We start from the raw sequence: 24,225 nt of genomic DNA on the forward strand, positions 1-24,225 counted from the left end.
GGCCGGACCGCAAGCCCGGCGGGGGCCGCCCGCTCTTGTCAGCGCCGGCGCTTTGGCATACAAATGGCCGGTTCGTCAGGAAATGGCAGGTGCACCTTTTACCGGGATGCAAGCGATGAGCGACGCCGCCCTCGAGATCATTGCCAGGCACGCGGCCGAGGGCGCGCGCCTGCGCGAAGAATTTTTCCGCCTGCGCGGCGAGGCCCTGCGCGAGGCGGCGCTGGAGGCCGCGGCGGCCATAGCTGGCGGTGGCAAGCTCCTCTTCTGCGGCAATGGCGGCAGCGCCGCGGACGCGCAGCACCTCGCGGCGGAGTTCGTCAACCGCTTCCTCATGGACCGGCCCGCGCTCCCCGCCATCGCGCTGACCACGGACACCTCGGCGCTCACGGCCATCGGCAACGACATGGGCTATGAGGAAGTGTTCGCGCGGCAGGTGGAGGCCCTGGGGCGCCCGGGCGACATGCTGGTGGCCATCTCCACCTCGGGCAACAGCCCCAATGTGTTGCGCGCGCTGGAGGCCGCGGGCCGGGGCGGGCTCATCACCGTGGGCCTTTCGGGGGCCGGCGGGGGGAGGATGCGCGGGCTTTGCCGCCTCCTGCTGGACACCCCCCCGGCGGGGACGCCCCTCGTGCAGGAGCTGCACATCGCCGCCGGCCATCTTTTCTGCCAGCTGGCGGACCACTATCTTTTCGAGAACGCGGCTGCGCTCGCCCCCCTGCTGGAAGCGCGCCGCAAGCTGAAGGACTGACCATGCCCATCTATGAATACGGCTGCGAAAAATGCGGCCGTGACTTTGAGGAACTGGTGTTCGGCGACGAGATGCCCGCCTGCCCCTATTGCGGCTCGACGGAAACGCACAAGCTCATGTCGCGCTGCGCCCGCTGCAGAGGCGACGGCGGCATGTCCTTCGACATGGCGCCCCCCGCGTCCGGTGGGGGCTGCGCCGGCTGTTCCGGCGGCAACTGCGCGAGCTGCGGCCAGTAGTCGGGCGCCGCATATCGGCCCATCTTTCCGCAACCATCCCCGCCGGTCCCGGCGGCGGCGGCAAAGCCGCCAGGGCGGTACGCATGCGCAAGCACCTTGTCATCGCCACGCGCGGCAGCAGGCTGGCACTCTGGCAGGCGGCCCACGTCAAGCACCTTCTCGAAGAGCTCGACCCGGGCCTTTCCATCTCGCTCAACGTCATCAAGACGCGCGGCGATGTCATCCTTGACGTGCCGCTGGCAAAGGTGGGCGGCAAGGGCCTGTTCGTCAAGGAAATAGAGGAGGCCCTGATAGACGGCCGCGCGGACCTCGCCGTACACAGCATCAAGGACGTGCCCATGGAGCTCCCCGAGGGGCTGCTCATCGGCTGCGTGCCGCCGCGCGAAGCCGCCACGGATTGCCTGCTCTCCTGCAAGTATCCCAATCTCGAGGCGCTCCCCACGGGCGCCCACGTGGGCACGAGCAGCCTGAGGCGCCAGGCCCAGTTGCTCGCCATCCGGCCCGACCTTCGCATCACGAGCCTGCGCGGCAATGTGGACACGCGTCTGCGCAAGCTGGAGGAAGGCACCTTTGACGCCATCGTGCTCGCCACGGCGGGCTTGCAGCGCCTCGGCCTGCGCGCGCCCTGCATGTTCCCGCTGGATCCTCAGCGTGTGCTCCCCGCCGTGGGCCAGGGGGCGCTCGGCATCGAGTGCCGCGAAGACGATTATGACCTGCTCGTCCTGCTCGCCAGCCTGGAGGACAGGGATACCCGCGTCTGCGTGGACGCGGAGCGGGCCTTCCTCGCGGGGCTCGACGGCGGTTGCCAGGTGCCCATCGCGGGCCATGCGCGTTTTGTGGACGAGGAGAACCTCGTTCTCGAAGGCCTTGTGGCAGAGGTGGACGGCAGCCTCATCCTGCGCGGCGAAAGGCGCGGCGACGCCGTCGACTCCCGCCAGATCGGCGAGGCACTGGCCCAGGAACTGCTGGACGGCGGCGCCCGGAACATCCTCCAAAAACTTTATCCAGAACATTAAGTTTACAGCATGGCTCGCATCGCTCCCCTGCCGGCCTCGCGGCTGCACGCCACTTATGACCCGGCCCGCATCCCCTGGGCGGACAGTTCGGCAATTCCTGCGCCACGCGGGGGCGCCTCGCGCACTGACCCCTTCCAGCCGCGTGCCATGCAGGCCCTTGACCTCGCCCTGCAGATCCGGGCCACGGGCTACAATGTCTACCTTTCCGGCGAGGCCGACCTTGGGCGCAGCTATATGCTGCTCAATTACCTTGGGCCGCGAGCCCGCCGCAAGCCCACGCCGCCGGATCTCGTCTATGTGCAGAATTTTGCGGACCCTGACCGGCCGGTGCTGCTTTCCCTGCCCGCCGGCCAGGGCAAAAAGTTCAAGGAGTCCTTGAGAGATGTCATAGACGCCATTGGCCGCGAACTGGCGCGCCGCTTTGAAACGCCGGCCTATTCGCGCCAGCGCGACCGGCTCATGGAGCGATTCCAGAAAGTGCGCACCGGGCTCATCCACAAGATGAACGACGTGGCCTCCCACCGGGGCTTCAACCTCGATGTGGACGAAAACGGCGGCCTCACCCTCTCGCCGCTCGTCAAGGGCAAGCGCCTCTCCGAGGAGGAATTCGGCCGCCTCGACACTGCCATGCGCCTTGACCTCAAGCGGCGCGGCGACAGCCTCGCCGGCAAGATGGCCGGCTTTTTGCGCCAGATGAACAAGGCGGAAGAATCCTTCCGCGACGACGAGCGCGAGCTGGAGCTCCAGGCCATGAAGCAGGTGCTCGACGCCGAGCTCAACCCGTTGCGTGACCGGATGCTCAAAATCTCGCCCACGCCTGTCATGCGGGCCTATTTCGATGGCCTGCGCGAGGACATCCTGCGCAGCACCGAGGCCTTTTTGCCGCGCGATGCGGGCGCACAGGGAGAGCACGGGCAGCCGCCGGCGGAGGACTGCTTTTACCGCTACGAAGTCAACCTGTTTGTGGACAACGGCGATCTCGGCGGGGCGCCCATCGTGGTGGAAGACAATCCCACGGCCGTCAACCTGCTCGGCTGCGTGGAACGCGAATCGGAAATGGGCGCCCTCGTCACCGATTTCACCCTCATCCGCGCGGGCAGCCTGCACAAGGCCAACGGCGGCTTCCTCGTGCTGCACATGGAGGACATCCTCCAGCATCCCGGCGCCTGGGAAGGGCTCCTCCGGGCCTTGCGCGCCAACCAGGCCCGCATCGAGGACGGCGGCGAGGTGCCAGAGACGGCCATGCGCACCAAGGGCATCCTGCCGGAGCCCCTCCCCCTTGACCTCAAGGTGGTGCTCGTTGGCGACGAGGACCTGTACGAAAGCCTGCTCATGGCCGACGAGCGCTTTCCCAAGCTCTTCCGCATCAAGGCCCACATGACTGACGTGGCCGAGCGCACGGCGCCCAATGTGCGCGCCTATCTCGGCCATATCGCGCGCATCGCCGCCGAGGCGGAGCTCCCCCCCTTCGGGCGCGACGCGCTCGCGTGGCTCGTGGACCTGGGCTCGCATCTCTGCGAGGACCAGCGCCGGCTTTCGCTCCGCTTTCCCCTCCTGCGCGAGCTCATGATCGAGGCCGCGGCGCTCGCGCAATTGCGCGGGCTCGCCAGCGTCGACGCCGCCACCCTCGAGGACGCGTACGCCGCCCGCACCTACCGCGCCAACCTCGATGAAGAAGCCTTCATGGAGGAATATGACCGCGAGATCATCAAGGTGCAGACCTCGGGCTCGGCCGTGGGGCAGGTGAACGGCCTTTCCGTGACCTGGCACGGCAATTACGAGTTCGGCCTGCCGCACCGCATCTCCTGCACCGTGGGCGTGGGGCAGGACGGCATCATCGACCTGGAGCGCGAGGCCGACCTCGGCGGCCCCATCCACACCAAGGCCATGATGATCCTCAAGAGCTATCTCACCGACCTCTTCGCCCGCACCAAGCCCCTCATGCTCTCGGCCTCGCTCTATTTCGAGCAGAGCTATGCCGGCATTGAGGGCGACTCGGCCTCCGGCGCGGAGCTCGCCGCCCTGCTCTCGGCGCTGGCCGAGGTGCCCATGCGGCTCGACCTCGCCTTTACCGGCGCGGTGAGCCATTCCGGGCAAATCATGGCCGTGGGCGGCGCCACGCGCAAGGTGGAGGGCTTTTTCAAGGTCTGCGAGCGGCACGGCCTCACGGGCTCGCAGGGGGTCATCATCCCCTATGACAATGTGGACCACCTCATGCTCTCGCCGGAAGTGCTCGAAGCCGTGGAGGCCGGCCGCTTCGCCATCTACCCCGTGCGCCGCATGGAAGAGGCCCTCATGCTCCTGAGCGGCCTTCCGGCGGGCAGGCGCCGCGCCAACGGCCGCTTCACCCCCGGGAGCCTCTATGACCTTGTGGACCGGCGCCTGGAGCGCCTTGGCTGTTACGCCCAGACCGCCTTTCGGCGCAGCCGAGGCAACTGAGCCCGCGCGAGGCCCCGCATGAACAGGAACCCGAGCAAGAAAGCCGCCCTCCTCCAGGCCGCCAAGGAGCTTTTCGGCGAATACGGCTACGCGGAGACGACCTTCAAGAAGATCTCCGACCGCGCCGGCGTGGCCCTGGGCCTTTTGACGCACCACTACGGCAACAAGGAAAAGCTCTTCCTCGCCTCCGGGCTGGATGTGCTCGAGCACTTTCTTTCGCACCTCAAGACGGCGGTGGCCGGCGCGCCCACGGGCTATGACGCGGTGATGCGCTTTTGCCGCGCCTACCTCGATTTTTCCATCGACCCGCACTCCAACTGGCTCGTGCTCGTGCGCTGCTCCCCCTACAGCGACATGAAGACCAAGACCGACCGTGACCTCATGGATTCACGCTTCGCCCGCATCCATGAACTGCTCGCCGGGCTGCTCGTGCGCGGCGTGGAGGACGGGAGCCTCGTGCAGCTGGACGCGGACGGCACCGCGCAGGTGGTCATTTCGCTCCTCGTGGGGGCCAACCGCACGCGCGTGCTCACGCCCTACGCCCCGCAGGGGCTCTATGAAGAAACGCTGGCCTTTGTTTCCCGCTCCATCAAGAGCCGCGCCTGCGGGGAGAGCGCGGGCCGGTTCATGAACTGACGGCGCCCGGGGCAAGCCCCGGCAAACAGGGCGCAAACCCCGGCTTCAGGAGAACGCATGGAATTCTTCAAGGCGCTCATGCTCACCGACATGGCAGTCAGGATTGCCGTGCTCTCCCTTGCGGGCGCGCTGGTGCTGGCCGTGTACAATCTTGTGGCGGTCGCCCGCAAACACCGGGCCGGGCGCAACTGATGCTGTTCAATATCTGCATCTGGGCCGGCTATATCGCGGTCTTCGTGTGGCTCGCGCGCAAGGGGCGCGGCCATGACGCGCTCACCGCCGGCCGCGTGGGCTTCGGCATCCAGGCCTTCGCCTATGTGGCGACCTATATTTCCGCCGTGGCCCTCGTGGGCTTCGGCGGCCTCGCCTATGCCTACGGCCTGCAAATGCTGCTCGTGGCCGCCGGCAACGTGTGGCTGGGCGCCTGGATGGTCTACCGTTTCATGGCGTGGCCCACCCGCGTCTGCCAGCGGGCCCTCGGCGCGCGCACGCCCACGCAGCTCATCGCCAAGGGGCATGAGAGCCGGGCGCTCGGCAAGGCGCTGGCCGTGCTGTTCGCCGTCTTTCTCGGGGTGTACGCCTCGGCCGTCATCAAGGGTGCCGCGCTGTTGCTCGCGCAGATCGTGCCCGTGCCCGTGTGGATACTCATCTGGGCTGTGGCCATGCTGGTGGGCTTCGCCGTCTTTGTGGGCGGCCTGCGCGGCGTGCTCTATACCGAGGCCATGCAGGGCTTCGTCATGCTGGTTGGCATCTGTATGCTGGTGGGCGCCGTGTTCGTGAACGTGGGGGGCCCTGCCGCCGGCATCGAAAAGCTGGCCGCGCTGCCGCCCACGCCCGCTGTCAACAACGGTTTTGCGGGCCTTTCCGGCGGCGAGCAGGGCTGGTTCATCATCTCGCTCGTCATCGTGACCTCAGTGGCGGTATGGGCGCAGCCGCAGATGATCCAGCGGCACTTCGCGCTCGCCTCCCCGCGGCAGGTGGACCGCATCACCCCGCTCGCCATGCTGGTGCTCACCCTGCTCGTGGGCGGCGCCTATTTCGCCGCCTCGCTCTCCCGGCTCATCTTGCCCGAAGTGAGCTCGCCCGACGAAGTGATGCCCATGCTCGTGCGCATGCTCCTGCCCAATGCCGGGCTCCAGCTCTTTGTGCTCGCCATCGTGTCGGCGTCGCTCTCCACGGCCACGGCCATCTTCCATATCGCCGTGTCGGCGCTCGCAGAAGACCTGCCCGGCCGCAAGGCCTCGCGCGGGGCGTGGCTTGCCGGCATCGTCTTTTGCGTGCTGCTCTCCGGCGGCTGCGCGCAGATCAAGGGCCAGCTCATCGCGCTGCTCTGCACCACAAGCTGGAGCATCGTGGGCGCCACCGTTCTCGTGCCCTATGTGGCGCTGGTGCGCTTTGGCAAGCGCTGCCCGGTGGCGGCGTGGCTGAGCTGCACGGCGGGCTTCACGGTGTGCATGTTCTGGTATCTCACGGCCAACAAGAGCTTCAGCATCCTGCCGCTCTTCTGGGAAAAAGCGGCCATCATCCCGCCCTTCTTCGCGGGTTTCGCGTTTTCGCTGCTCGGCTGGGCGGTGGGCTGGTATCTGGCACGCAACCGGCACTCCGAGCATCCTTTCCGCAAGGAGGGCTGGTAGGCTGCCCACGGCAAGCCGGCAGTCACGACAACAAGCTTTTCTGCACGACACGGACCGTTTTTTTGATGCCGGGCGCCTTTCGTGAGGCTTCGGGCGCCGGCGGCAGTTCATCAGCCGTAAACATGTCCCCGGCCAGGATTTCGTCCAGAAGCGCCTTCTGGGCCGGATAGGTGTCCAGGGTGGCCTCCAGTACCCACAGGAGGCGGAGCAAGCCTTCCGTATATTCCGCCGTCCAGCGCAGTGGGCGGATGTCGTCCAGTGGCGAGGACTTGCGGCCGGATTTCTCTTTCATGCGATAGTTCAGCCACGACTGAACCACCTTCAGGCCCGAAACTTCAAAATGATACACCGCCGGACTCACCGGCGCGAACTCCCCTGTGCCCACCATGAGGGTCCTTGCGCTCTCATTGTAGGAAAAGGTCTCCGGGTATTCCTCGGGCGCCCCGGACACGGCCTTCAGGCATTTGGCGCTCCCGACGGGGATATCCCCTTTTTTCACGCCATTCCGGGCCATCCGCTCCCCGTAGCTGTGCAGCCAGATGAGCCGGCGCCCCAGTTCGACGGCGCGCAGGAAAAGTTCCGCATCTTTTGTCAGGGGTACGCGGATTTCGCGGCTTGCAAGCTCGAGGTGGAATTTTTCGGTAAAGGCGTTGTGCGCGAGCACCGCATAAACATAGGCCGCCAGGTCTCCGGGTGTGACGGGATGTTTATAGACGGTCTCCAAAAAGTCCAGCAAGCTTGGCAATATATTAGGCTCCGTCCCGGCGACATCCCGGTAGAGGGGAAGAATGTTTTTTGCCCCGTAAGATCCGCGAAAATAATCAAGATCCGGGACATTCGCGCTCAATGTGAGGGCCGGCCCGCGTGACAGTTTAGTGGTCGAGAGTGTGGCAAAATATATCTGTTTAGGACTATGGGTGGCCCAAAGCACATCTCGCAAATAATCGCATAGTCTATTATCACAGAAACAATACTGAGAATCAAATGAACGATAGCCATAATGTCTAATTATTGGATTGGGGTTTGATTGAGACTTTGGAAGCATTCCTATAGGGATATCATCAATACCTAAAAATTTTTTATATTGAGAATCTATTTTCCTATCACGCGTTTCTTTAAAGGCTAATCTACGATTATTTGTTAAGAGAAGTTCGTTCCACCGCTCCTTAAGCGTTATTACATCAGGAGAGATGGGCCATGTTCGTTTGAATTGAACACCTGACTGTTGCCAAGGGAAAATATCCATCAACAAGGGAAAAGAAAAATATTCCCCTAGCATTTTGAGGGTAAAATTCGCTTCCCATCCTGCAGGGCACTTTTGCCAGTGCAGGCTGGAAATGTCTTGGATATTTCGCAATTCACCAAGTTTTTTCTTCCTGTTTCCTTCAATGCGGGTATAGTGGACGACACCGGCCGTACTTTCATCTTTTTTCCCATGACGGACCGCTAGAGTAATGCAGACGGGCGTCTGGATATTGAAAATGTTTTCTTCCTTGCGGGAGCCCCGGCCTTCGCCGCCGAGGTCGATGATAAAGACCTCATGGCACAGGCGCCGCATGGCCGCGCGCATTCCCGCAAAGGCCGGACCCTCCAGGAAGGACGACGCCGTAATGAAGGTGACGATGCCCGGGCTTCCTTTTTCCTGCTCAAAAACTTTCCACAGCGCCCAGCGCCAGAAATAGACATACTGGTTGTACAGATTTTTCAGTTGGGTGCCGTGCCCGGCCTGCCGCACCGGTGCCGCAAAGCTCTCCAGCAGGGCCGTCTCGGCACGGAAGGCGCCATCAACATCCTCATTGCCCCAGCGCACCCAGCCGCCCGTCTCCTTGCGGTTCGTGCCAACGGCAGCCTCATGCCTGTCATAGGGAGGGTTGCCGATGCAAACCAAAATATGCGTGTCTTTTTTTACGGTAAGAGCCTTTTTATGTTGTTCCGAAAGCTCCCTCGAGAGCAGGGAGGGGAACTGGGGCGTACTGTCCGGGGATTCCAGGGTATCGGTCAAATACACCTGCGGGCCGTCCGCCGGCAAAAGTGCGCCAAATTCTTTCAGGGCGCGCGTCAACCGCAACTGGGCCACAGCATAGGGCCCCACCTGCAATTCAAACCCATAGAGGTGCTTGGCAAGGGTGTCCGCATAGCTTGCCGCGGCTCCCGGCCCCATCTTTTCGGCCAGGGGTGTGAGCGTTTCTGCAATGATGCTGAGGAGAAAAGTTCCCGTGCCCGCGGCCGGGTCAAGGGTCATTACATCAGGGGCCGCAAACCCGTGCGGCTTTTCCATGCGCTCCACGAGGATATGCGCCGTCAGGCGCGTCATGGCCTGTACTGCTTCCACAGGGGTATAATAGGAACCGGAATCTTTCCGCAGCCGGGGGTCGTAGACGGCCAAAAAATCTTCGTAGAAATAAAGCCAGGGGTCCTTGTCGGTCGCCTTGACCCCGGATGGCGGGATTGCCCCCACTATCCTCTGCAAAATGGCCAGTGAAACGGGCAATTCACAGGCATGCAGATTGTCTGTAAAAATTTTCAGCGCCTTGGCGAGGAGCGCATGGCCTGCGGCAAGGGCCTTCTCGGCATCGCGCAAGTCAAGCACGTTTCCACCTTCGGCATTTGCCAGCAACAGGGAAAAGGTCACTGTTTGGGCGTATGCGTCCGCAAAACGTTGGGCGCTTTGGCCGGGAAACAGGGTGGTTTTCCACTCCGAGTACAGGAGGGAAAAGGGAGAGCCCTCTTTTTTCAAAAAAGCAGCAACTTCATCGCGCAACAGGCCGCAAAGCGGTGCCAGCAGCTTGGCAAGGCTTCTTGCATCCCGTGGAACGACAGGTTCCCATGTCAAAAAATCCCGTACTATCGGTTCCAGGGCGACAGCATCCCCCTCCCTCACCGCCTTTTTTCCAAGCTCAACAATATCCCCGTAAAGACGGATAATGTCCCCCCGCCGTTGTCCATTCTGGTAGAGAGCCCATTCATTCCCATCGGTATAAAGAATATTGGGGAGGGCCCTGAAGCTCTCCCACTGTTTTTTGTCATGCCTGCGGTAACGGTCGGGGTCAGCCCCTTTGCCAGGCTTTTTGATTTCGATATAGCCGCTCAACACCCCATTGGCATAAATGGCATAATCCGGCCTGCCAATGTCCCGAATATGAAATTCCCCTTCACAAAGCACCGTCATCCCAAACATCTTGCCTGCCGTCTGGAAAAATTTTTCCAGCGGGGCGCGAAGCTGGTCCTCGGGCTCTCCGGCCCCGGCAAGTTTCAGCTTGGAAGAGGCCCCGGCGGCGAAATCAGACAAGAGCGTAAAAAGAGTGGCGGCCATGACGTGGCTCCAAAGGAAGATGAAAAAAAATTTTTAGCAGGTTGTAGCTCAGGAAAACAATTTTTTCAAATCAATATGCGGCGGGGCACTGCGGAAGGTGGCTGCTTTTTTATGCACTCGAAGGCAAAAGTACGTGTTGGAGTTTCCCTGGTTTCTGGCATACAGAAACCAGCACAACAGCCGTGCTTCATTAGTTTTGCGGCCGCAGTGTCTCTTGAGCACCGCCAAGCCCCGGGAAAAGAAAAACGGCTCTCCACGTTTTCCGGCATTTGATCTTGCCTGTGTGCCAGCGATTTCAATCTATGGGCACTTTCCGCTACAAGGCACACATCCTCCTCATTGACATCACGGTATTGCATCTCGGTACCGGGCTTTTGCGGCTGCATGGACGGTTAGGGGATGTGGACAGGGCTGCCTCTCCGCCGTACCATGGGAGCAAGCCATGAAAAACATCCCGCACCCTCTTCCGACCAAGGCCTTGACGGTCGTCGGCATGGCCGACGCCAGCGCGGACACGGCCGCCACCTGCCCGCTCTTCCTCGCGCCGGTCAATGCCGGCTGGCCCTCGGCCGCCGAGGACTATATCGACGGGCAGGTCAACCTGCACGAGCTCATCGTGCGCCACCCTGCGGCGACCTTCTTTCTTCGGGCGGCCGGTGACTCCATGCTCGGCGTGGGCATCCACGACGGCGACCTGCTCGTGGTGGACCGCTCACTCGAGGCTTCGCACAACCGGGTCGTCATCGCGGCCCTGGACGGCGAGCTGCTGGTCAAGAAGCTTTGCCGCAAGGACGGCCGCGTGCTCCTGCAGCCGGCGAACCCGGACTATCCCGAATTTGACATCACCGAAAGGGAATATGCCCACATCTGGGGCGTGGTAAGCCATGTGGTACACAGGCTGTGAGCGGGCACTGGGGTAATGCGCGGGGCGCGTTGTTTGGCGGGTATTTTGTTTTGGCTGATAAACAAGTTCATCATGGGCGGCGCTAAAAATTCTGATAGTCAACATGGGCTCTGCGCGACGATTTCAAAGTTTCCGCCCCTAAGGCGCTCATTTTATAGATGCCAAAGGCGAAGTGAAGAGAAAAAACTCCTGGCCGAGAATGACTACTTCCGGCCTCTCTCTCCGACCTCAATCTCCGGCACCACGCGGCGGCAGGAGTTGCGTACCCTTTTGCGCGATGGCGAGCAGTTCTGACAGGCAGATGTCGCCCCTTGCCTGGATTGAAAGTCCCTCAAAAAAGTTATGCAACGCGCCGGAAATGGCCGGGATATCGCTGTCTGCCGGAATCTGGCCCGAGTTCACGGCATCTTTCAGCTTCGTGCGGAACATGGCGCGCGTCAGTTCGCGCCTTTCGCTCACCGCGCGCAGAAGCTGGGGTTCGTCTTCCGGCAAATTGAGGAAGCCCATGACGATAAGGCAGCCGCACGGGGCATTGGGCGCGAGGAGGATATGCGCCGCCTCGGTGAAAAAATCTTCCGTTGCCGCGTAAATATCCGGGGCCGCGCGGTACTTCGCGTAGAGGGGGTCCCAATATGTCTGTTGGTAATAGGCCAGGGCCTCGAGAAACAGGGCCGACTTGTTGCCATAGGCGCAGTAAATGCTCGGGGAGGCGATGCCCATGGCCGCGCTCAGCTGCGCCATGGTCGTCTGCTCATATCCATGCCGCCAGAAGACATTGAGGGCGGTGCGCAACGCGGCGTCGCGGTCGAAGGTGCGTGGGCGCCCGTGCGCGATGTTTTTTGATTCCTCTTTCATCATCTTCGTTCCGCTTTTCCTGCGCCTCGCTGGCTGGCATGCGTTGAACCACAGCTATTCTATGCACCGTGGGCCGACGATGCAAGAGAGCTACTTTTTTTATATTTGACAAAAAAGTCTGAAAAAGCTAAGCCTCGTCACGGGTTCGCCACGAACCAGCCGCGCCGGTCGTTGCCGTGCGGTTTGCCCCAATCTTTGTATCCCCTCTCATCGCGCCTGACGCTCCCTTGGCAAGGAGACCGAAATGCTTGCAAGCATTGACTGGCCCCACGAGCATCTTCCCGGCACCACTGACAATTTCTGTTCCAACGAGATCATCGTGAAGAACATGCCCGTCAGGGCCGTCTGGGACGCACTGATCCATCCCCTGCTCTGGCCCGGCTATTACGCCAATTCCTCCGACATCGAGTTCCCGGCCGAGGAAAAGGACAACGCGCTCCACATGGGCTGCGTCTTTCGGTTCAAGACCTTCGGCTTCCCCATCGATGCCGAAGTCATCCAGTTCGAGGAGCCAGAGGAGGGTCGAGTGGGGCGTCTCTCCTGGCATGGCTGGGCCGAAGGCGACAAGGATCACCGCCTTGATGTGGTCCATGCGTGGCTCATCGAATCCCTGCCCGAAAACCGCACCCGAATCCTCACGCAGGAATCCCAAATCGGCAAGCCCGCCAAGGAACTGGCGAAGCAGCTCCCCAACCCCATGATCAACGGGCACCAGGCGTGGCTGGACGGCATCGTGCAGTTTGTGAGAAAACAAGCCTGACGTCGAAGGCGGGTGCCTGCGCGACATCGTTTTTTGTTCTCCATCACAAATCTTGCTGTTCCTGCGGAAAAACTGAACAGGAGGCCCATGATGTCCAAAAAAGTGCTGTTTACGGTGACGAGTCACGGCGAGCTGGGCGATACCGGCAAGCCCACGGGCTATTATCTCTCCGAGGTGACGCACCCGTGGAGCGTGGTCTCGAAATTCTTTGAGATCGACGTGGTGAGCCCCAAGGGGGGCAAGCCGCCGGTGGACGGCTTTGACCTCAAGGACCCCATCAACAAGAAATACTGGGACGACCCGGCGTGGCAGCAGAAGATGGATCACACCCTCACCCCGGCCGAGGTGGATCCGTCCGCGTATGCGGCCATCTTCTATGCCGGGGGCCACGGCGCCATGTGGGACTTCCCCGACAACAAGGGGCTCGCCGCCATCGCCGAGACCATCTACCGCAATGGCGGCATCGTGGCCGCTGTGTGCCACGGCCCCGCCGGCCTCGTGAACCTCAAGCGCGAGGACGGAAACTACCTCATCGACGGCAAGAACTTCACCTGCTTCACCAACGAGGAAGAGACCCTCAACGGCACGGAGCATATCGTGCCGTTCCTGCTCCAGACCGCTCTGGAAGGGCACGGCGGCATCTTCAAGGGCGGCAAGCCGTGGTCCGACACGGTGGTGGTGGACGGGCGCCTCGTCACGGGCCAGAACCCCATGTCGGCCCTGAGCCTTGGCAGGAAGCTCGTGGAACTGCTCCAGAAAGGCTAGGCAGGCCGCGGCCTGCGGCGTGCGGAAGACAGGAAAGGTGGGGGCCGCGGGGCCCCTTCCTTTTTTGCGCCAATGGCGGCGCGGGATTTCTTCAAGAAGCGGCGGCGCGATGCACGCGCCCGTGTTCCGGCTTTTGGTCCGCCCGGATATTTGCTATCTTTCTCCCATGGCCCCATACGACTACAGCAGCGCCGCCGACGGCTCCCTCATGGCCCTGGCGGATTGCGACTCCTTCTACACCTCCTGTGAGCGCGTCTGCCGGCCCGATCTCGAGGGGCGCCCGGTGGTCGTGCTGAGCAACAATGACGGCTGCCTCGTGGCCATGAGCCGGGAGGCCAAGAAACTCGGCCTCCCCATGGGCAAGCCGGCCTTCGAGGTCAAGAGCGAGCTCGAAAAACACCGGGTGGCGGTATTTTCCTCCAACTACACCCTCTATGGCGACCTTTCCCACCGGGTCATGCAGACGCTGGAAAGCGTCGTCCCCAAGGTGGAGGTCTATTCCATCGACGAGGCCTTCCTGCCGCTTGACGGGGCGCTAGCCGCCAATGCCCCGGAGGTGGCGGCCGCCGCGCGCGGGCGCGTCCGCCAATGGGTGGGGCTCCCCATCTCCATCGGCATCGCGCCCACGCGGGTCCTCGCCAAGATCGCCACGCGCGTCGCCAAGAAATACCCGGCCTATGGGGGCATCTTTGACCTCAGCCGCAGCCGCAAGGCCGAGGAGCTGCTGGCGAGCGTGGACGTTTCCGACATCTGGGGCGTGGGCCGCAAGAGCGCGCTCAAGCTCAGGTGCGAGGGCATCCGCAGCGCCCGCGACCTGCGCGACGCCGACCCGGACATGATCCGCCGGCTGCTCACCGTCCACGGGCTCAACATCCTCATGGAGCTGCGCGGCGTCCCCGCCATCGGCGAGGACATCCCGGCCACGCATACCTGCATCATCTCCTCGCGCTCGCTGGGCTACAAGGTCACAGCATGGGAGCCCATGGCCGAGGCCGTGGCCTACCATGCCGCCCGCGCGGCGGAAAAGCTGCGCGGCAAGGGGCTCGTCACGCAGATGGTCTCGGTGCGCATCCAGACGGCCTACTACCGCAAGGACCAGCCCGGCCACGACGGGATGACCATGCTCCGGCTCGAGCGGCCCACCTGCGACAGCGCGCTCATCATCCGCGCGGCGCGGCGCGCCCTTTTGCGCATCTTCCGGGCCGGCTACGGCTATGCCAAGGCCATGGTCATGCTCACGGACCTGAGCGACCCCGGCAAATGCCAGCCGCACCTCCTCGACATGCTCGACGGCAATGCCGCCCGCGACGCCCGGCGCCAGAAGCTCATGGAAGTGGTGGACAGCATCAACCGCCGGGAAGGCCGGGAGACCTTGCGCTTCGCCGCGCAGGGCCCACGGGACGCCAAATGGCACATGAAGCGGGAGCGGCTGTCGCCGGCCTGGACCACGGATGTGCGCCACCTGCTCCAGGTCAGCGGCACGAGCGGGGGCTATACGGCCCGCAATGATATGGAGCTGCCCTGAGAACGGGCGCCGTCACAGGGCCTCCACCAGCAGCCCGCGCGCATCGAGCCCCACCGGGCGCGCCTCCACCAGGCGTCCGGCGCCGGCATCGGCCCGGGGAGGTGTCGGGAAAAAGCAGGGCACATAATATTCATTGACGCCCTTGCGCACGCCTTTGCCCCGGGCGCCTTCGCCAGCATCCGGCGCGACGAGCATGCGCTCCATCCGCATCTGCCCCTCCCAAAAGCGCTGCCGCCGCCGCTCCACCACGGCGCGGGCCGCGGCCGCACGCTCCTGCCGGAGCCTGAGCGGCAGCTGGCCCGTGAACTGCGCCGCCGCCGTGCCCGGGCGCCGCGAATAGGGGAAGACATGCGCGTAGCTCAAGGGGAGCCGCGCCAGCGCCTCCAGCAGCAGGTGGAAGTCCTCCTCCGTCTCCCCGGGGAAACCCACAAGGATGTCCGCGCCAAGGCCCATGCGCGGCCAGAATGAGGCCATGGGCGCGAGCGCCCTTTCCAGATCCGCCGCCGAATAGTGGCCCCTGCCCATGCGCTTGAGCACCGCCGGGCTCGCATGCTGCAGGGAGATATGCAGGTGCGGGCAGACGAGCCGGCAGCCGGCGAGCGTTTCAAGCCCGCGTGCGTCCAGCTGGGAGGGCTCCAGCGAGCTTATGCGCAGGCGCGCCCGGCCGGCGAACTCGGGCGCGAGCTCCGCGTCGAGAAAGCGCAAAAGCTGCCAGAAATCACCGTATTCCGGCCTGTCGCGGCCATATTGCGCGAGATTGATGCCCGAGATCACCAGTTCCGCATGACCTTTCTCCAGCAGGGCGCGCGCCTCGGCGAGCGCCTCCTGCGGGGGGCGGCTACGGGGAGCGCCGCGCGTTTGCGGCACGATGCAATAGGTGCAGCGGTGCACGCAGCCGTCCTGCACCTTGAGCACGGCCCGGGCGCGGCTGAAGCCGCTGATATGAAAGGGGGGATAGGCGGGGGGCGCCTGTTGCGCGGCCGGATCTTCTCCTGAGTGGGGCCACGGGCTCGCGAGGAGCGTGGCCTTGGCGTCATTGCCGAGGCAGAGGTCAGGTTCGGCCCACTCGGCGCCGGGGCGCGGCCGGAAGGCTTCAAACAGCCGGGCCGCACAGCCGGCGAGGATGATGCGCGCCTTGGGCGCGGCCCGCCGCACCCGAAAAACGGCATTGCGCGCGTCCCGCTCCGCGCGGCCGGTGACGGCGCAACTGTTGATGAGGACCACGTCCGCGCCAGCCGGAGCCGCGGCCTCGCTCCCGCCCTGCGCCTGCCACGCCTCGCGGATGGCCTGGCTTTCGTACTGGTTGACCTTGCAGCCGAAGGTCAGGATATGGAATGTCCAGGAAGGCATGCCCGGTGATGTATGCAAAAGCCCCGGCCTTGACAAGCCGCGGGCCCGGACGCATGCTCGGCCATGCTCCTCCCTGCCGCCCTGCTCCCCTTTCTCCTCACACTTTTGCTCTTCGCTGTGCCCGCACAGGCCGGGACGCCCCCGCCGCCAGAGGTACTTTCGGAAGAAGACGCGCTCAACCTGCATTGCCTGCGCGAGGCATATCCCGCAGTGCGCAGCCTTGAGGCCGACAGCCGGGGGAGGCAATGGCTCATTTTTGCGGACGGCCGGCGCGTCCTCTACAGGGAGGCGCCGGGAGGGGGCATGGCGCCCGAGGGCGCCCCGCAGGGCGGCGCGGACGTGGCCGCAAGCATGGCCGCGCCCTATCCGCTGGAGCCCACGCGCCCGGCTACGCCGCCGGGCACCTCCCCGGGGCGGTTGCGCCCCTATGGCTTGCTGACCGCGCTCTATGGTGAAAACCGCGAGAGCGTAAATGCCGGCCTTGTGTCCGTGCCCTGGCAGGGGCGCTCCGTGAGGCTGAGCGCGCCCGCTGCCGAAGCGCTCGGGCGCGTCGCCCGACGGCTTGCGCCCGTGCTCGCGGAGTGTCCAAACCTCAAGCATTACCTTAAGAGTGAAGGCGGGTTCGCGTGGCGGCGCATCGCGGGCGAGGACAGGCTGAGCGCGCACGCCTTCGGCATCGCCCTTGACCTCAATGCGAGGCTCGGGCCCTACTGGCGCTGGAGCAGTCTTATGCCGCATCCGCGCCAGCAGGACTATCCGCCGGAAATCGTGGAGGCCTTCGAGGCCGAGGGCTTCATCTGGGGCGGCAAGTGGCATGAGTATGACCTCATGCACTTTGAGTACCGCCCGGAACTCCTCTGCAAGGCGCGCCTCGCCGGCATGGCCCGGTCCGCGCCCTGACGCGGCTCAGCCCTCCTGCCCCTCCTCGCGCCAGCCCTTGCACACGTCCACCCAGTCGGCCGCGCCTGAATACTTTTCCAGCTCTTCCATATCGAGCTCGATGGCGCTGTTGCTGCTGCCGCAGGCGGGAAAGACAGTGGCGAAGCGCCTGAGCGAAACATCCAGATAGACGGCCACGCCCTCGTTGACGGCAAAGGGGCAGACGCCGCCCACGGCATGCCCCACGAGCATTTCGGCCTCGTCCGAGGCAAGCATTTTCGCCTTGGCGCCGAAGCGGGCCTTGTAGCGCGGGTTGTCGATGCGCGCGTCCCCGGCCGTGACCACGAGCAGGGGCTTGCCCTCCGCCATGAAAGAGAGCGTCTTGGCGATGCGGCAGGGCTCGCAGCCGAGGGCCTTCGCCGCCAGCTCCACCGTGGCGCTGGAGACGGGGAATTCCCGCACGCGATCGGCCATGCCGTTATCTTTAAAATAGGCCCTGACCCTCTCGATGGACATGATATCCCCCAAGAATGAGAAAGGGTTGCGGCACATGCCGCAACCCCGGAAAGGTGTGGTCGGGATGGCGCGATTTGAACGCGCGGCCTCAGCGTCCCGAACGCTGCGCTCTAGCCAAGCTGAGCCACATCCCGCCAACAGAGTATTTAGGCTATCGGCAAAAATTTGGCAAGTTTTTTTTGTTTGTCAAACCAGAGCCTCTGGCGTACTATGTCGAAAACATCGCGGAACAGACAAGACCTTCATGCGGAGTGGATGTTTTTATGATCCGTGTCCTCGTGGTCGATGACTCGACCTTTATGCGCCACGCCCTCGTCTCCATGCTCGAGCAGGACCCGGAGATCAAGGTCGTGGATACGGCGCGCGACGGGCTGGACGCCCTCGAAAAAGCCGAAAAGCTCGACGTTGACGTGATCACCCTTGACGTGGAGATGCCGCGCTTAAACGGCCTCGAAACGCTCAAGAAGCTCATGAAGACCAATCCCCTGCCGGTCATCATGGTGAGCTCCCTGACGGAAGAAGGCGCCGTGAGCACGCTCAAGGCCATGGAATACGGCGCGCAGGACTTCATCCCCAAGACGCAAAGCAACGACAAGGACGCCTTCGCCGAAGAGCTGCGCCGCAAGGTCAAGGCGCTCGCCCGCCGCAAGAGCATCATCCGCCTCAAGTATCACCACCACGGGGCGCCCCAGGCCGGCGCCAGCGCCGGAGCGGCAGCAGCGGCGCAGGGGTCCGCCCGGCCCGCAGCCTCGGGCGCTTCGCTCCACACAGGCCCGGCGCACGTGAGCGCCGCTTCCGCCTGCAAGGGCCCGCGCGACCTCGTGGTCATCGGCGTTTCCACCGGCGGCCCGCCGGTCGTCCAGAAGATCCTCGCAGCGCTGCCCGCGTCGCTTCCCGCGTGCATCCTCATCGCCCAGCACATGCCGGCCACCTTCACCGGCCCTTTCGCCCAGCGCCTTAACAGCGTGAGCCAGATCTCCGTTTCGGAGGCGGTGGACGGCGACAAGCTCAGGAACGGCCACGCCTATGTCTGCCCCGGCGGCATGCACATCGGCGTGCGCCAGCGCGGGCCGCTGCCCGAAGTTTCCGTCACCAAGGAGCCCAAGAGCGCCCTCTACAAGCCCACGGTGAATGTACTGATGGAGACGGCGGGCAATGTCATGGGTCGGCGCACCCTGGGCGTCATGCTCACCGGCATGGGCTCCGACGGGGTGGACGGCGCGCGCGTCCTGCGCGAAAAGGGCGGCTGCCTCATCGCGCAGAGCGAAGCCTCCTGCGTGGTCTACGGTATGCCCAAGGCAGTGGTGGACGCCAACCTCGCCAACCTGATCCTGGACGCTGACGAGATCGCCAGCGCCATCATCGCAACGGTCAAAGGCTGACCCTTCCAAACGAGAAGACACCATGAGCATGGAAACTCCTCAAGCCAGCGCTCCGGACATCCTCGAAGCCCTGCGGTCCGGCGACAACGACGCGGCCCGCAGCGCGGCCTTCAGCGCCGGCGACCTTGCACTGAAAGAGGCCATCCCCTATCTCTGCGAGCGGATCAAGAGCGGCAATATCGGCGTGCAGGAGGCGGCGGAATACGGCCTGCGCAAGATCCGAGGGCCACAGGCCATCGAGGCCCTGCTGCCCCTGCTCGCCAGCGACGAGGCCCCGGTGCGCAACGTCGCCATGGACATCCTGCGCGAGATCGGCGTGGACGCCATCGACGCCATGCAGCCCTATTTGCGTGGCGACGATGCCGACCAGCGCATTTTCATCACCGACATCCTCGGCTATTGCCGCAGCCACCGGTCGGCCATCCTGCTCGGCGACGCCCTGCTCAAGGACCCGGAAGTCAATGTGCGCTACCAGGCGGCGGTGAGCCTCGGCAACCTCGCCTATCCCGAATCGGTGAACAATCTCTGCCAGGCCATGCACGACGAGGAATGGGTGCAGTTCGCCGTGGTGGAGGCACTGGCGAAAATCAACGATCCCGCGGCCATCAGCGCGCTCATCAAGCTTTTGCCGCTCTCTTCCGTGCTCGTGAGCGCGGCCATCGTGGACGCCCTGGGCGAGCTTGGCGACATCAAGACCGTGCCCATGCTCTTCAACGCGCTGGAGAATGTCAGCGACATCCTGCGCCACAAGATCGTCAAGGCCATCGTGCAGATCCTCAAGGGCCGCGCGCTCACCCTGCTCGCGCCCAAGTCGCAGGAGCGGCTGCGCGAATATTTGCTCGACGCCCTCACGGACAACGACGAGGAAATCCAGATAGCCGCGCTGCAGGGCCTGAGTTCCATCGGCACGGGCGAGGCGAGCAACGACATCCTCACCCTCGCCCAGGCCATCGACCCGGAGCGCCAGCCCGAGCTTTACGAGGCCGCCGTGCGCGCGCTGGCGGCCATCGGCTATAATGAGGTCGTGCGCGACGCCCTGCGCAGCGAGGACGAGACCCGCATCACCATCGCCATGGAAGCCTGCCAGCTCATGGAGGACAAGCGGCCCCTCGAAGAGTTCAAAAACCTCTTCTGGCGCGTGGGCCGCGAGCTTCAGCGGGCGGCTGTGGCCGAAGTGGCGCAACTCGGCACCTGCGACGACGTGCCCTTCTTCCTCTCGGTCATCGACGAATGTAAGGACGCCGAAGTGCTCAAGAGCGCCCTGGCCTTCTTCGGCAACCAACATACCTGCCCTGATGTGGAAGACGTGGTCTTCGCCCAGCTCGACCACCGCTATGTGGACGTGAAGGAAATGGCGCTCGAGGCCTGCATCAACCTGCACAGCGCCATGCTCAACGAACGCTTCAAGAAGCGCGCCCACAGCGACGACGTGATGCAGCGCATGATGGCCGTCTACGCCCTCGGGCGCTACAGCGTCACCGAAAACATCGCCGAGATCACCGACGCCCTCGAGGACGCGGACCCGTCTATCCGGCGCGTGGCCGTGGAGGCCTTCCTCAACATGGGCGCCGCGGCCGAGCGCTACCTGCCGCGCCTTTTGCCGCGCCTCTATGATGAAGACAAGGACGTGCGCCTCGCCCTTGTTGACCTGCTCGGCCAGATAGGCACCCCGGCGGTGATGCCGCACCTCATCACGGCCCTGCGCGACGAGAACGACTGGGTGCGCATCCGCGCCATCGAGGCTCTGGGCGTCAACAAAAACCATGAGGCGGTGCCCACCCTGGCCGGCATGCTCGAAGATGCCGAGCCGATGGTGGTGTTCCGCATTATCGAGGCCCTGGGGCGCATCGGCGGCAATGTGGCCTTCGGCGTCCTTCTGGGCATGACCGACCACGAAGACCCGGAAATCCAGCACGCGGCGGCGGATGCCGTGGCCGCCATCCAGGCCGAACAGGAGTAGCTATGGCGACCTCTCCTACGCAAGACAAGCCTTCGTTCTTCAAGGCCGGCGACACGGCGCAGCGTTCCGCGACGACCGGCTCCACGGCCGGCCGCGGGGCCGAGGCGGACAAGCCCACCTCGCTCTACAAGCCACGGCCCACCTCCGCCTTTGCCACGGGCGCGGCGGCAACCGGCAAGGACGCGGCACAGCGCCCCTTTGCGGCTGACCGCACCCCCACTTCGCCCTTTGCGAAGCCGGGCCAAACGGGCACCACGCAGACGGCCACGGCGGCGCGGCCCTTCTCCTCGCTGCGCACCGGCGTCCAGCCAGCCCCGGCGGAAAGCCCGGCCTCCCGTTTTTCGAGCCTTTCGCGCACGGCCGCGCAAACAGCGCAGCCCGCCACGGCGCGCCCGGCGACGGCTGCCGCAAGGCCGGTCTCCCTGCGCACAACCGCCGGCGGCGAGCCCACGCCGTCGCCCACCAGCGCCTTCCGCGGCAAGACGGACGCCCCGGCACCCCGCGCCGCCTCGCCCTTCCGCAAGGACCTGCAGATCAGCGACGAGGAATTCCTGCTGCTTCGGGATTTCATCTACCAGCAGTGCGGCATCTTCATCGCCGAGAACCGCAAGTACCTCGTGGAGAACCGCCTCTCCAACCGCATCAAGGAACTGAACCTCAAGAGCTATAACGAGTATTACAACTTCCTCCGCTTCGACGCGAGCCGCAAGCAGGAGCTGAACAAGCTCTTCGAGGTCGTCACCACCAACGAGACGAGCTTTTTCCGCAATCCGCCGCAGCTTGAGGTCTTCCAGCGGGTGGTGCTCGCCGAGGCGCTGGACCAGGCGCGCAAGAGCGGCCAGAAGAAGCTGCGCATCTGGTCGGCAGGCTGCTCCACCGGCGAGGAGCCGTATACCCTCGCCATCATCCTGCACGAGACGCTGAAAAACGACATCGGCAACTGGGACATCAAGATCACTGCCAACGACCTTTCCGAGGCCGTGCTCGCGGCGGCGCGCCGGGGCATCTACAACGAGTATGCTCTGCGCACCACGCCCAAGGAAATGGTGGACAGGTACTTCCACAAGGACGGCAACGTCTACAAGCTGGACGCGGCGCTCAAGCGCCTGGTCTCGTTCGGCCAGATCAACCTGAGCGACAAGGAACAGCTCAAGCGCGTCGAAAAGTCGCAGATCGTCTTTTGCCGCAACGTCATCATCTATTTTGACGACGACATGAAGCGCAAGGTCATCAACGCCTTTTATGACAATCTCCAGCCCAAGGGCGTGCTGCTCATCGGCCATTCGGAATCGCTGCACAACATCAGCCGCGCCTTCCAGCTGGAGCACCACAAGGGGACCATCCTGTACCGCAAAATCAGCGAGTGAGGCCCGGCGGGGCCTCGCAGGCCTTTCGGAACGTGTGTGAATGCAAAGATCCTGACGATCGCCAACCAGAAAGGAGGCGTGGGCAAGACCACCACCTCGGTCACGCTCGGAAGCGCGCTCGCGCGCGAGGGCAGGCATGTCCTCCTGCTCGACCTCGACCCGCACGCCTGCGCCACGCTGCATGCGCGGATCTTCCCCGAGGAGGTGGCCGAAAGCCTGTATGACATCTTCCTTGCCGACGAGGCGGCGTGGCCCCAGCTCTGGCCGCGAGTCATCCACACCGGGGCGCTCCAGGGCATGGACATGGCGCCCGGGCATATCCGGCTCTCGGAACTGGAGGTGGACTTCCGCGAGCGGCGAGCCAAGGGGGCGGTGCTCGCGCGAAGCCTTGCGGCGCTGAAGGAGAAGTATGACTTCATCATCCTGGATTGCCCCCCGCATGCGGGCATCCTGCTGGTGAACGCCCTGGTGGCCGCGGACTTGCTGATCATCCCCATCCAGACGGATTTTCTCGCGCTGCATGGGCTGAAACTGCTCTTTGACACGCTGCATATCCTGAACAAGGTGCTCCCGGCGCCCATCCGCTACCGGGCGGTACCGACCATGTATGACAGGAGGGCCAAGGCCTGCACGCGCGTGCTAGAGCTCATGCGGCAAAAAATGGGCGGCGCCGTCTTCCAGACGGTCATCAGCGTGGACACGCATTTTCGGGAGGCGAGCGCCCGCGGCTGCTCCATTTACGACATTGACGCCCGCTCCCGCGGGGCGCTCGGCTATGCCAGCCTGGCGCAGGAAGTGCAAAATTTATGGTAAAGACGCCCGAGGAGTATTTTTCCGCGCTCGACCTCGCCGGACCCGGCGCAGGCGGCGCCCTGAACGACGCCGAGCGCGCCTTCGTTGAAAAATACGTTGGGGCGGAGCTTCTGGGCGGCCTCCCTGCCGTGGGCGGCGCAAGCGCGCCGGCCGCGCCGCAGAAGCCGGCGCCCACGCTCCGGGAGCGGCTTCAGGGCGAGGCGCGCGTCCAGATGGTGTCGTTCTTCGTGGCGGAACAGCTCTTTTTGCTGCCCGTCGCCGGCATCCAGGAGGTTTTGCGGCATATCGAGCTCGTGAAGGTGCCCATGGCGCCCTCCTTCGTGGCCGGCGTCATCAACCTGCGCGGCCGGGTCACGCCGCTCATTCTCCTGACGGACCTGCTCACCAATGAGGGCGGCGCCTATACCGAGCGCAGTTCCATCATCGTCTGCGGCGCGGACATGCTGCAGCTGGGGCTGATTGTGGACAGGGTGCACACCATGCACATGGTGGAGCAGGAAAAAATTTTGTGGAACGTGGAATCCAAGCTGGGAGAAAGCGCGGACTTTCTGTGCGGCGTCGTTGACCTCGACGATCATGTCTGCGGCATCGTCGCCCCGGAACAGATCACGCAACGGCTGCTCGCCTGAGGGCGCGGGCACCCTCACATTTGAAACTGTGGCGGGAAGGGCGCCGCGCGGGCGCGCCTCCCTTCAGCACGATTCACGCCGGGCTTTTGCGAAAGCGCGGCAGTACGCTCGGGAACAGGTGTCAAAATGAAACATATCATGGTCGTCGATGATTCAAAGACCATTCGCAACCTGGTGGCCTTTGTCCTCAAGACCGAAGGCTTCAAGGTGACGACCGCCGAGGACGGGCTGGACGCCATCGAAAAGCTCTACAGCCTTGAGCCGGTGGACCTCATCGTGTCGGATGTCAACATGCCCCGCATGGACGGCTTCACCTTCATCAAGACCCTGCGCACGCAGGATGCCTACAAGGACATCCCCATCATCGTCCTCTCCACCGAGGGCCAGGAGCAGGACATCCAGACGGGCATGAGCCTCGGCGCCAACCTTTACATGGTCAAGCCCGCGCAGCCCGAAAAAATGGTGCGCAATATAAAGATGCTTCTTGGCTAGCCGATA

23 protein-coding genes and 1 tRNA gene are annotated in these 24,225 nt (G+C 64.0%); 19 read left to right on the plus strand and 5 right to left on the minus strand.

What is annotated here, in order from left to right; translation table 11 throughout:
* Positions 1-115 precede the first annotated feature (115 nt).
* The 7 genes from G7Y54_RS03270 to G7Y54_RS03295 all read left to right on the plus strand — a co-directional run bounded on the left by G7Y54_RS03270 (position 116) and on the right by G7Y54_RS03295 (position 6,709).
* Complete coding sequence (locus tag G7Y54_RS03270) at positions 116-748, plus strand: D-sedoheptulose 7-phosphate isomerase (protein ID WP_165077224.1); 633 nt, start codon at positions 116-118, stop codon at positions 746-748.
* Positions 749-750: 2 nt separating this feature from the next.
* Positions 751-984, plus strand: a complete 234-nt coding sequence (locus tag G7Y54_RS03275) for a zinc ribbon domain-containing protein (RefSeq protein ID WP_165077226.1) — start codon at positions 751-753, stop codon at positions 982-984.
* A gap of 83 nt (positions 985-1,067) precedes the next feature.
* Positions 1,068-2,000 carry a hydroxymethylbilane synthase gene (gene hemC / locus G7Y54_RS03280; protein WP_165077228.1) on the plus strand — a complete coding sequence of 311 codons (933 nt, stop codon included), beginning with the start codon at positions 1,068-1,070 and terminating at the stop codon, positions 1,998-2,000.
* Between the two features lie 9 nt (positions 2,001-2,009).
* Positions 2,010-4,439, plus strand: coding sequence for an ATP-binding protein (locus tag G7Y54_RS03285; RefSeq protein ID WP_165077230.1), 2,430 nt, complete (start codon positions 2,010-2,012; stop codon positions 4,437-4,439).
* An 18-nt stretch (positions 4,440-4,457) separates the two neighbouring features.
* Positions 4,458-5,075, plus strand: coding sequence for a TetR/AcrR family transcriptional regulator (locus tag G7Y54_RS03290; RefSeq protein WP_165077232.1), 618 nt, complete (start codon positions 4,458-4,460; stop codon positions 5,073-5,075).
* 57 nt (positions 5,076-5,132) lie between these two features.
* Complete coding sequence (locus G7Y54_RS12720; protein WP_277424344.1) at positions 5,133-5,267, plus strand: hypothetical protein; 135 nt, start codon at positions 5,133-5,135, stop codon at positions 5,265-5,267.
* Positions 5,267-6,709 (plus strand): sodium:solute symporter family protein, encoded by a 1,443-nt coding sequence (locus G7Y54_RS03295; protein WP_206214879.1) that lies wholly within the window; start codon positions 5,267-5,269, stop codon positions 6,707-6,709. The genes G7Y54_RS12720 and G7Y54_RS03295 overlap by 1 nt, the downstream gene beginning before the upstream one ends.
* A gap of 22 nt (positions 6,710-6,731) precedes the next feature.
* Here G7Y54_RS03295 and G7Y54_RS03300 read toward each other — a convergent pair whose 3' ends face one another.
* Positions 6,732-10,022 (minus strand): type ISP restriction/modification enzyme, encoded by a 3,291-nt coding sequence (locus G7Y54_RS03300; protein WP_165077234.1) that lies wholly within the window; start codon positions 10,020-10,022, stop codon positions 6,732-6,734.
* A gap of 3 nt (positions 10,023-10,025) precedes the next feature.
* On the opposite strand from G7Y54_RS03300, the gene G7Y54_RS03305 reads away from it, so the two are divergent.
* Together G7Y54_RS03305 and umuD are read left to right on the plus strand one after the other, a co-directional pair.
* Positions 10,026-10,295 carry a hypothetical protein gene (locus G7Y54_RS03305; protein WP_165077236.1) on the plus strand — a complete coding sequence of 90 codons (270 nt, stop codon included), beginning with the start codon at positions 10,026-10,028 and terminating at the stop codon, positions 10,293-10,295.
* A gap of 169 nt (positions 10,296-10,464) precedes the next feature.
* Positions 10,465-10,926 carry a translesion error-prone DNA polymerase V autoproteolytic subunit gene (gene umuD, locus G7Y54_RS03310; RefSeq protein ID WP_165077238.1) on the plus strand — a complete coding sequence of 154 codons (462 nt, stop codon included), beginning with the start codon at positions 10,465-10,467 and terminating at the stop codon, positions 10,924-10,926.
* Between the two features lie 228 nt (positions 10,927-11,154).
* Here the strand turns inward: umuD and G7Y54_RS03315 are convergent, their stop codons facing one another.
* Positions 11,155-11,784, minus strand: a complete 630-nt coding sequence (locus G7Y54_RS03315; RefSeq protein ID WP_165077240.1) for a TetR/AcrR family transcriptional regulator — start codon at positions 11,782-11,784, stop codon at positions 11,155-11,157.
* A 241-nt stretch (positions 11,785-12,025) separates the two neighbouring features.
* Here G7Y54_RS03315 and G7Y54_RS03320 point away from each other — a divergent pair, with 241 nt between their 5' ends.
* The 3 genes from G7Y54_RS03320 to G7Y54_RS03330 all read left to right on the plus strand — a co-directional run bounded on the left by G7Y54_RS03320 (position 12,026) and on the right by G7Y54_RS03330 (position 14,831).
* The gene (locus G7Y54_RS03320; protein ID WP_165077242.1) at positions 12,026-12,541 is read left to right on the plus strand and encodes an SRPBCC domain-containing protein; all 516 of its coding nucleotides are present in this window, start codon (positions 12,026-12,028) and stop codon (positions 12,539-12,541) included.
* An 87-nt stretch (positions 12,542-12,628) separates the two neighbouring features.
* Positions 12,629-13,306: a type 1 glutamine amidotransferase domain-containing protein gene (locus tag G7Y54_RS03325; RefSeq protein WP_206214880.1), complete on the plus strand. Its 678-nt coding sequence runs from the start codon at positions 12,629-12,631 to the stop codon at positions 13,304-13,306.
* A 109-nt stretch (positions 13,307-13,415) separates the two neighbouring features.
* A complete protein-coding gene (locus G7Y54_RS03330; protein WP_241159344.1) occupies positions 13,416-14,831 on the plus strand; it encodes a Y-family DNA polymerase in 1,416 nt (471 codons plus the stop codon).
* A 12-nt stretch (positions 14,832-14,843) separates the two neighbouring features.
* Here G7Y54_RS03330 and G7Y54_RS03335 read toward each other — a convergent pair whose 3' ends face one another.
* Positions 14,844-16,181 carry a MiaB/RimO family radical SAM methylthiotransferase gene (locus tag G7Y54_RS03335; RefSeq protein ID WP_165077252.1) on the minus strand — a complete coding sequence of 446 codons (1,338 nt, stop codon included), beginning with the start codon at positions 16,179-16,181 and terminating at the stop codon, positions 14,844-14,846.
* A gap of 63 nt (positions 16,182-16,244) precedes the next feature.
* On the opposite strand from G7Y54_RS03335, the gene G7Y54_RS03340 reads away from it, so the two are divergent.
* Positions 16,245-17,081 (plus strand): M15 family metallopeptidase, encoded by an 837-nt coding sequence (locus G7Y54_RS03340; protein WP_165077255.1) that lies wholly within the window; start codon positions 16,245-16,247, stop codon positions 17,079-17,081.
* A 6-nt stretch (positions 17,082-17,087) separates the two neighbouring features.
* Here G7Y54_RS03340 and G7Y54_RS03345 read toward each other — a convergent pair whose 3' ends face one another.
* Both G7Y54_RS03345 and G7Y54_RS03350 read right to left on the minus strand, forming a co-directional pair.
* Positions 17,088-17,576, minus strand: coding sequence for a YbaK/EbsC family protein (locus G7Y54_RS03345; RefSeq protein ID WP_165077258.1), 489 nt, complete (start codon positions 17,574-17,576; stop codon positions 17,088-17,090).
* Positions 17,577-17,632: 56 nt separating this feature from the next.
* Positions 17,633-17,710: transfer RNA gene (locus G7Y54_RS03350), tRNA-Pro, on the minus strand.
* Positions 17,711-17,839: 129 nt separating this feature from the next.
* On the opposite strand from G7Y54_RS03350, the gene G7Y54_RS03355 reads away from it, so the two are divergent.
* The 6 genes from G7Y54_RS03355 (at position 17,840) to G7Y54_RS03380 (ending at position 24,219) form a co-directional block, all read left to right on the plus strand.
* Positions 17,840-18,958, plus strand: coding sequence for a chemotaxis response regulator protein-glutamate methylesterase (locus tag G7Y54_RS03355; RefSeq protein WP_165077261.1), 1,119 nt, complete (start codon positions 17,840-17,842; stop codon positions 18,956-18,958).
* Positions 18,959-18,980: 22 nt separating this feature from the next.
* A complete protein-coding gene (locus G7Y54_RS03360) occupies positions 18,981-20,918 on the plus strand; it encodes a HEAT repeat domain-containing protein (RefSeq protein ID WP_165077264.1) in 1,938 nt (645 codons plus the stop codon).
* Positions 20,919-21,445: 527 nt separating this feature from the next.
* Positions 21,446-22,285: a protein-glutamate O-methyltransferase CheR gene (locus G7Y54_RS12545; RefSeq protein WP_241159366.1), complete on the plus strand. Its 840-nt coding sequence runs from the start codon at positions 21,446-21,448 to the stop codon at positions 22,283-22,285.
* Positions 22,286-22,321: 36 nt separating this feature from the next.
* Complete coding sequence (locus G7Y54_RS03370) at positions 22,322-23,098, plus strand: ParA family protein (RefSeq protein ID WP_165077270.1); 777 nt, start codon at positions 22,322-22,324, stop codon at positions 23,096-23,098.
* Positions 23,092-23,727, plus strand: a complete 636-nt coding sequence (locus G7Y54_RS03375; RefSeq protein WP_165077272.1) for a chemotaxis protein CheW — start codon at positions 23,092-23,094, stop codon at positions 23,725-23,727. Before G7Y54_RS03370 ends, G7Y54_RS03375 begins: the two co-directional genes overlap by 7 nt.
* Before the next feature lie 126 nt (positions 23,728-23,853).
* Positions 23,854-24,219, plus strand: a complete 366-nt coding sequence (locus G7Y54_RS03380; RefSeq protein WP_165077276.1) for a response regulator — start codon at positions 23,854-23,856, stop codon at positions 24,217-24,219.
* Positions 24,220-24,225: the final 6 nt, after the last annotated feature.

Source organism: Desulfovibrio sp. ZJ746 (assembly GCF_011039155.1).
Lineage (GTDB): Bacteria > Desulfobacterota > Desulfovibrionia > Desulfovibrionales > Desulfovibrionaceae > Desulfovibrio.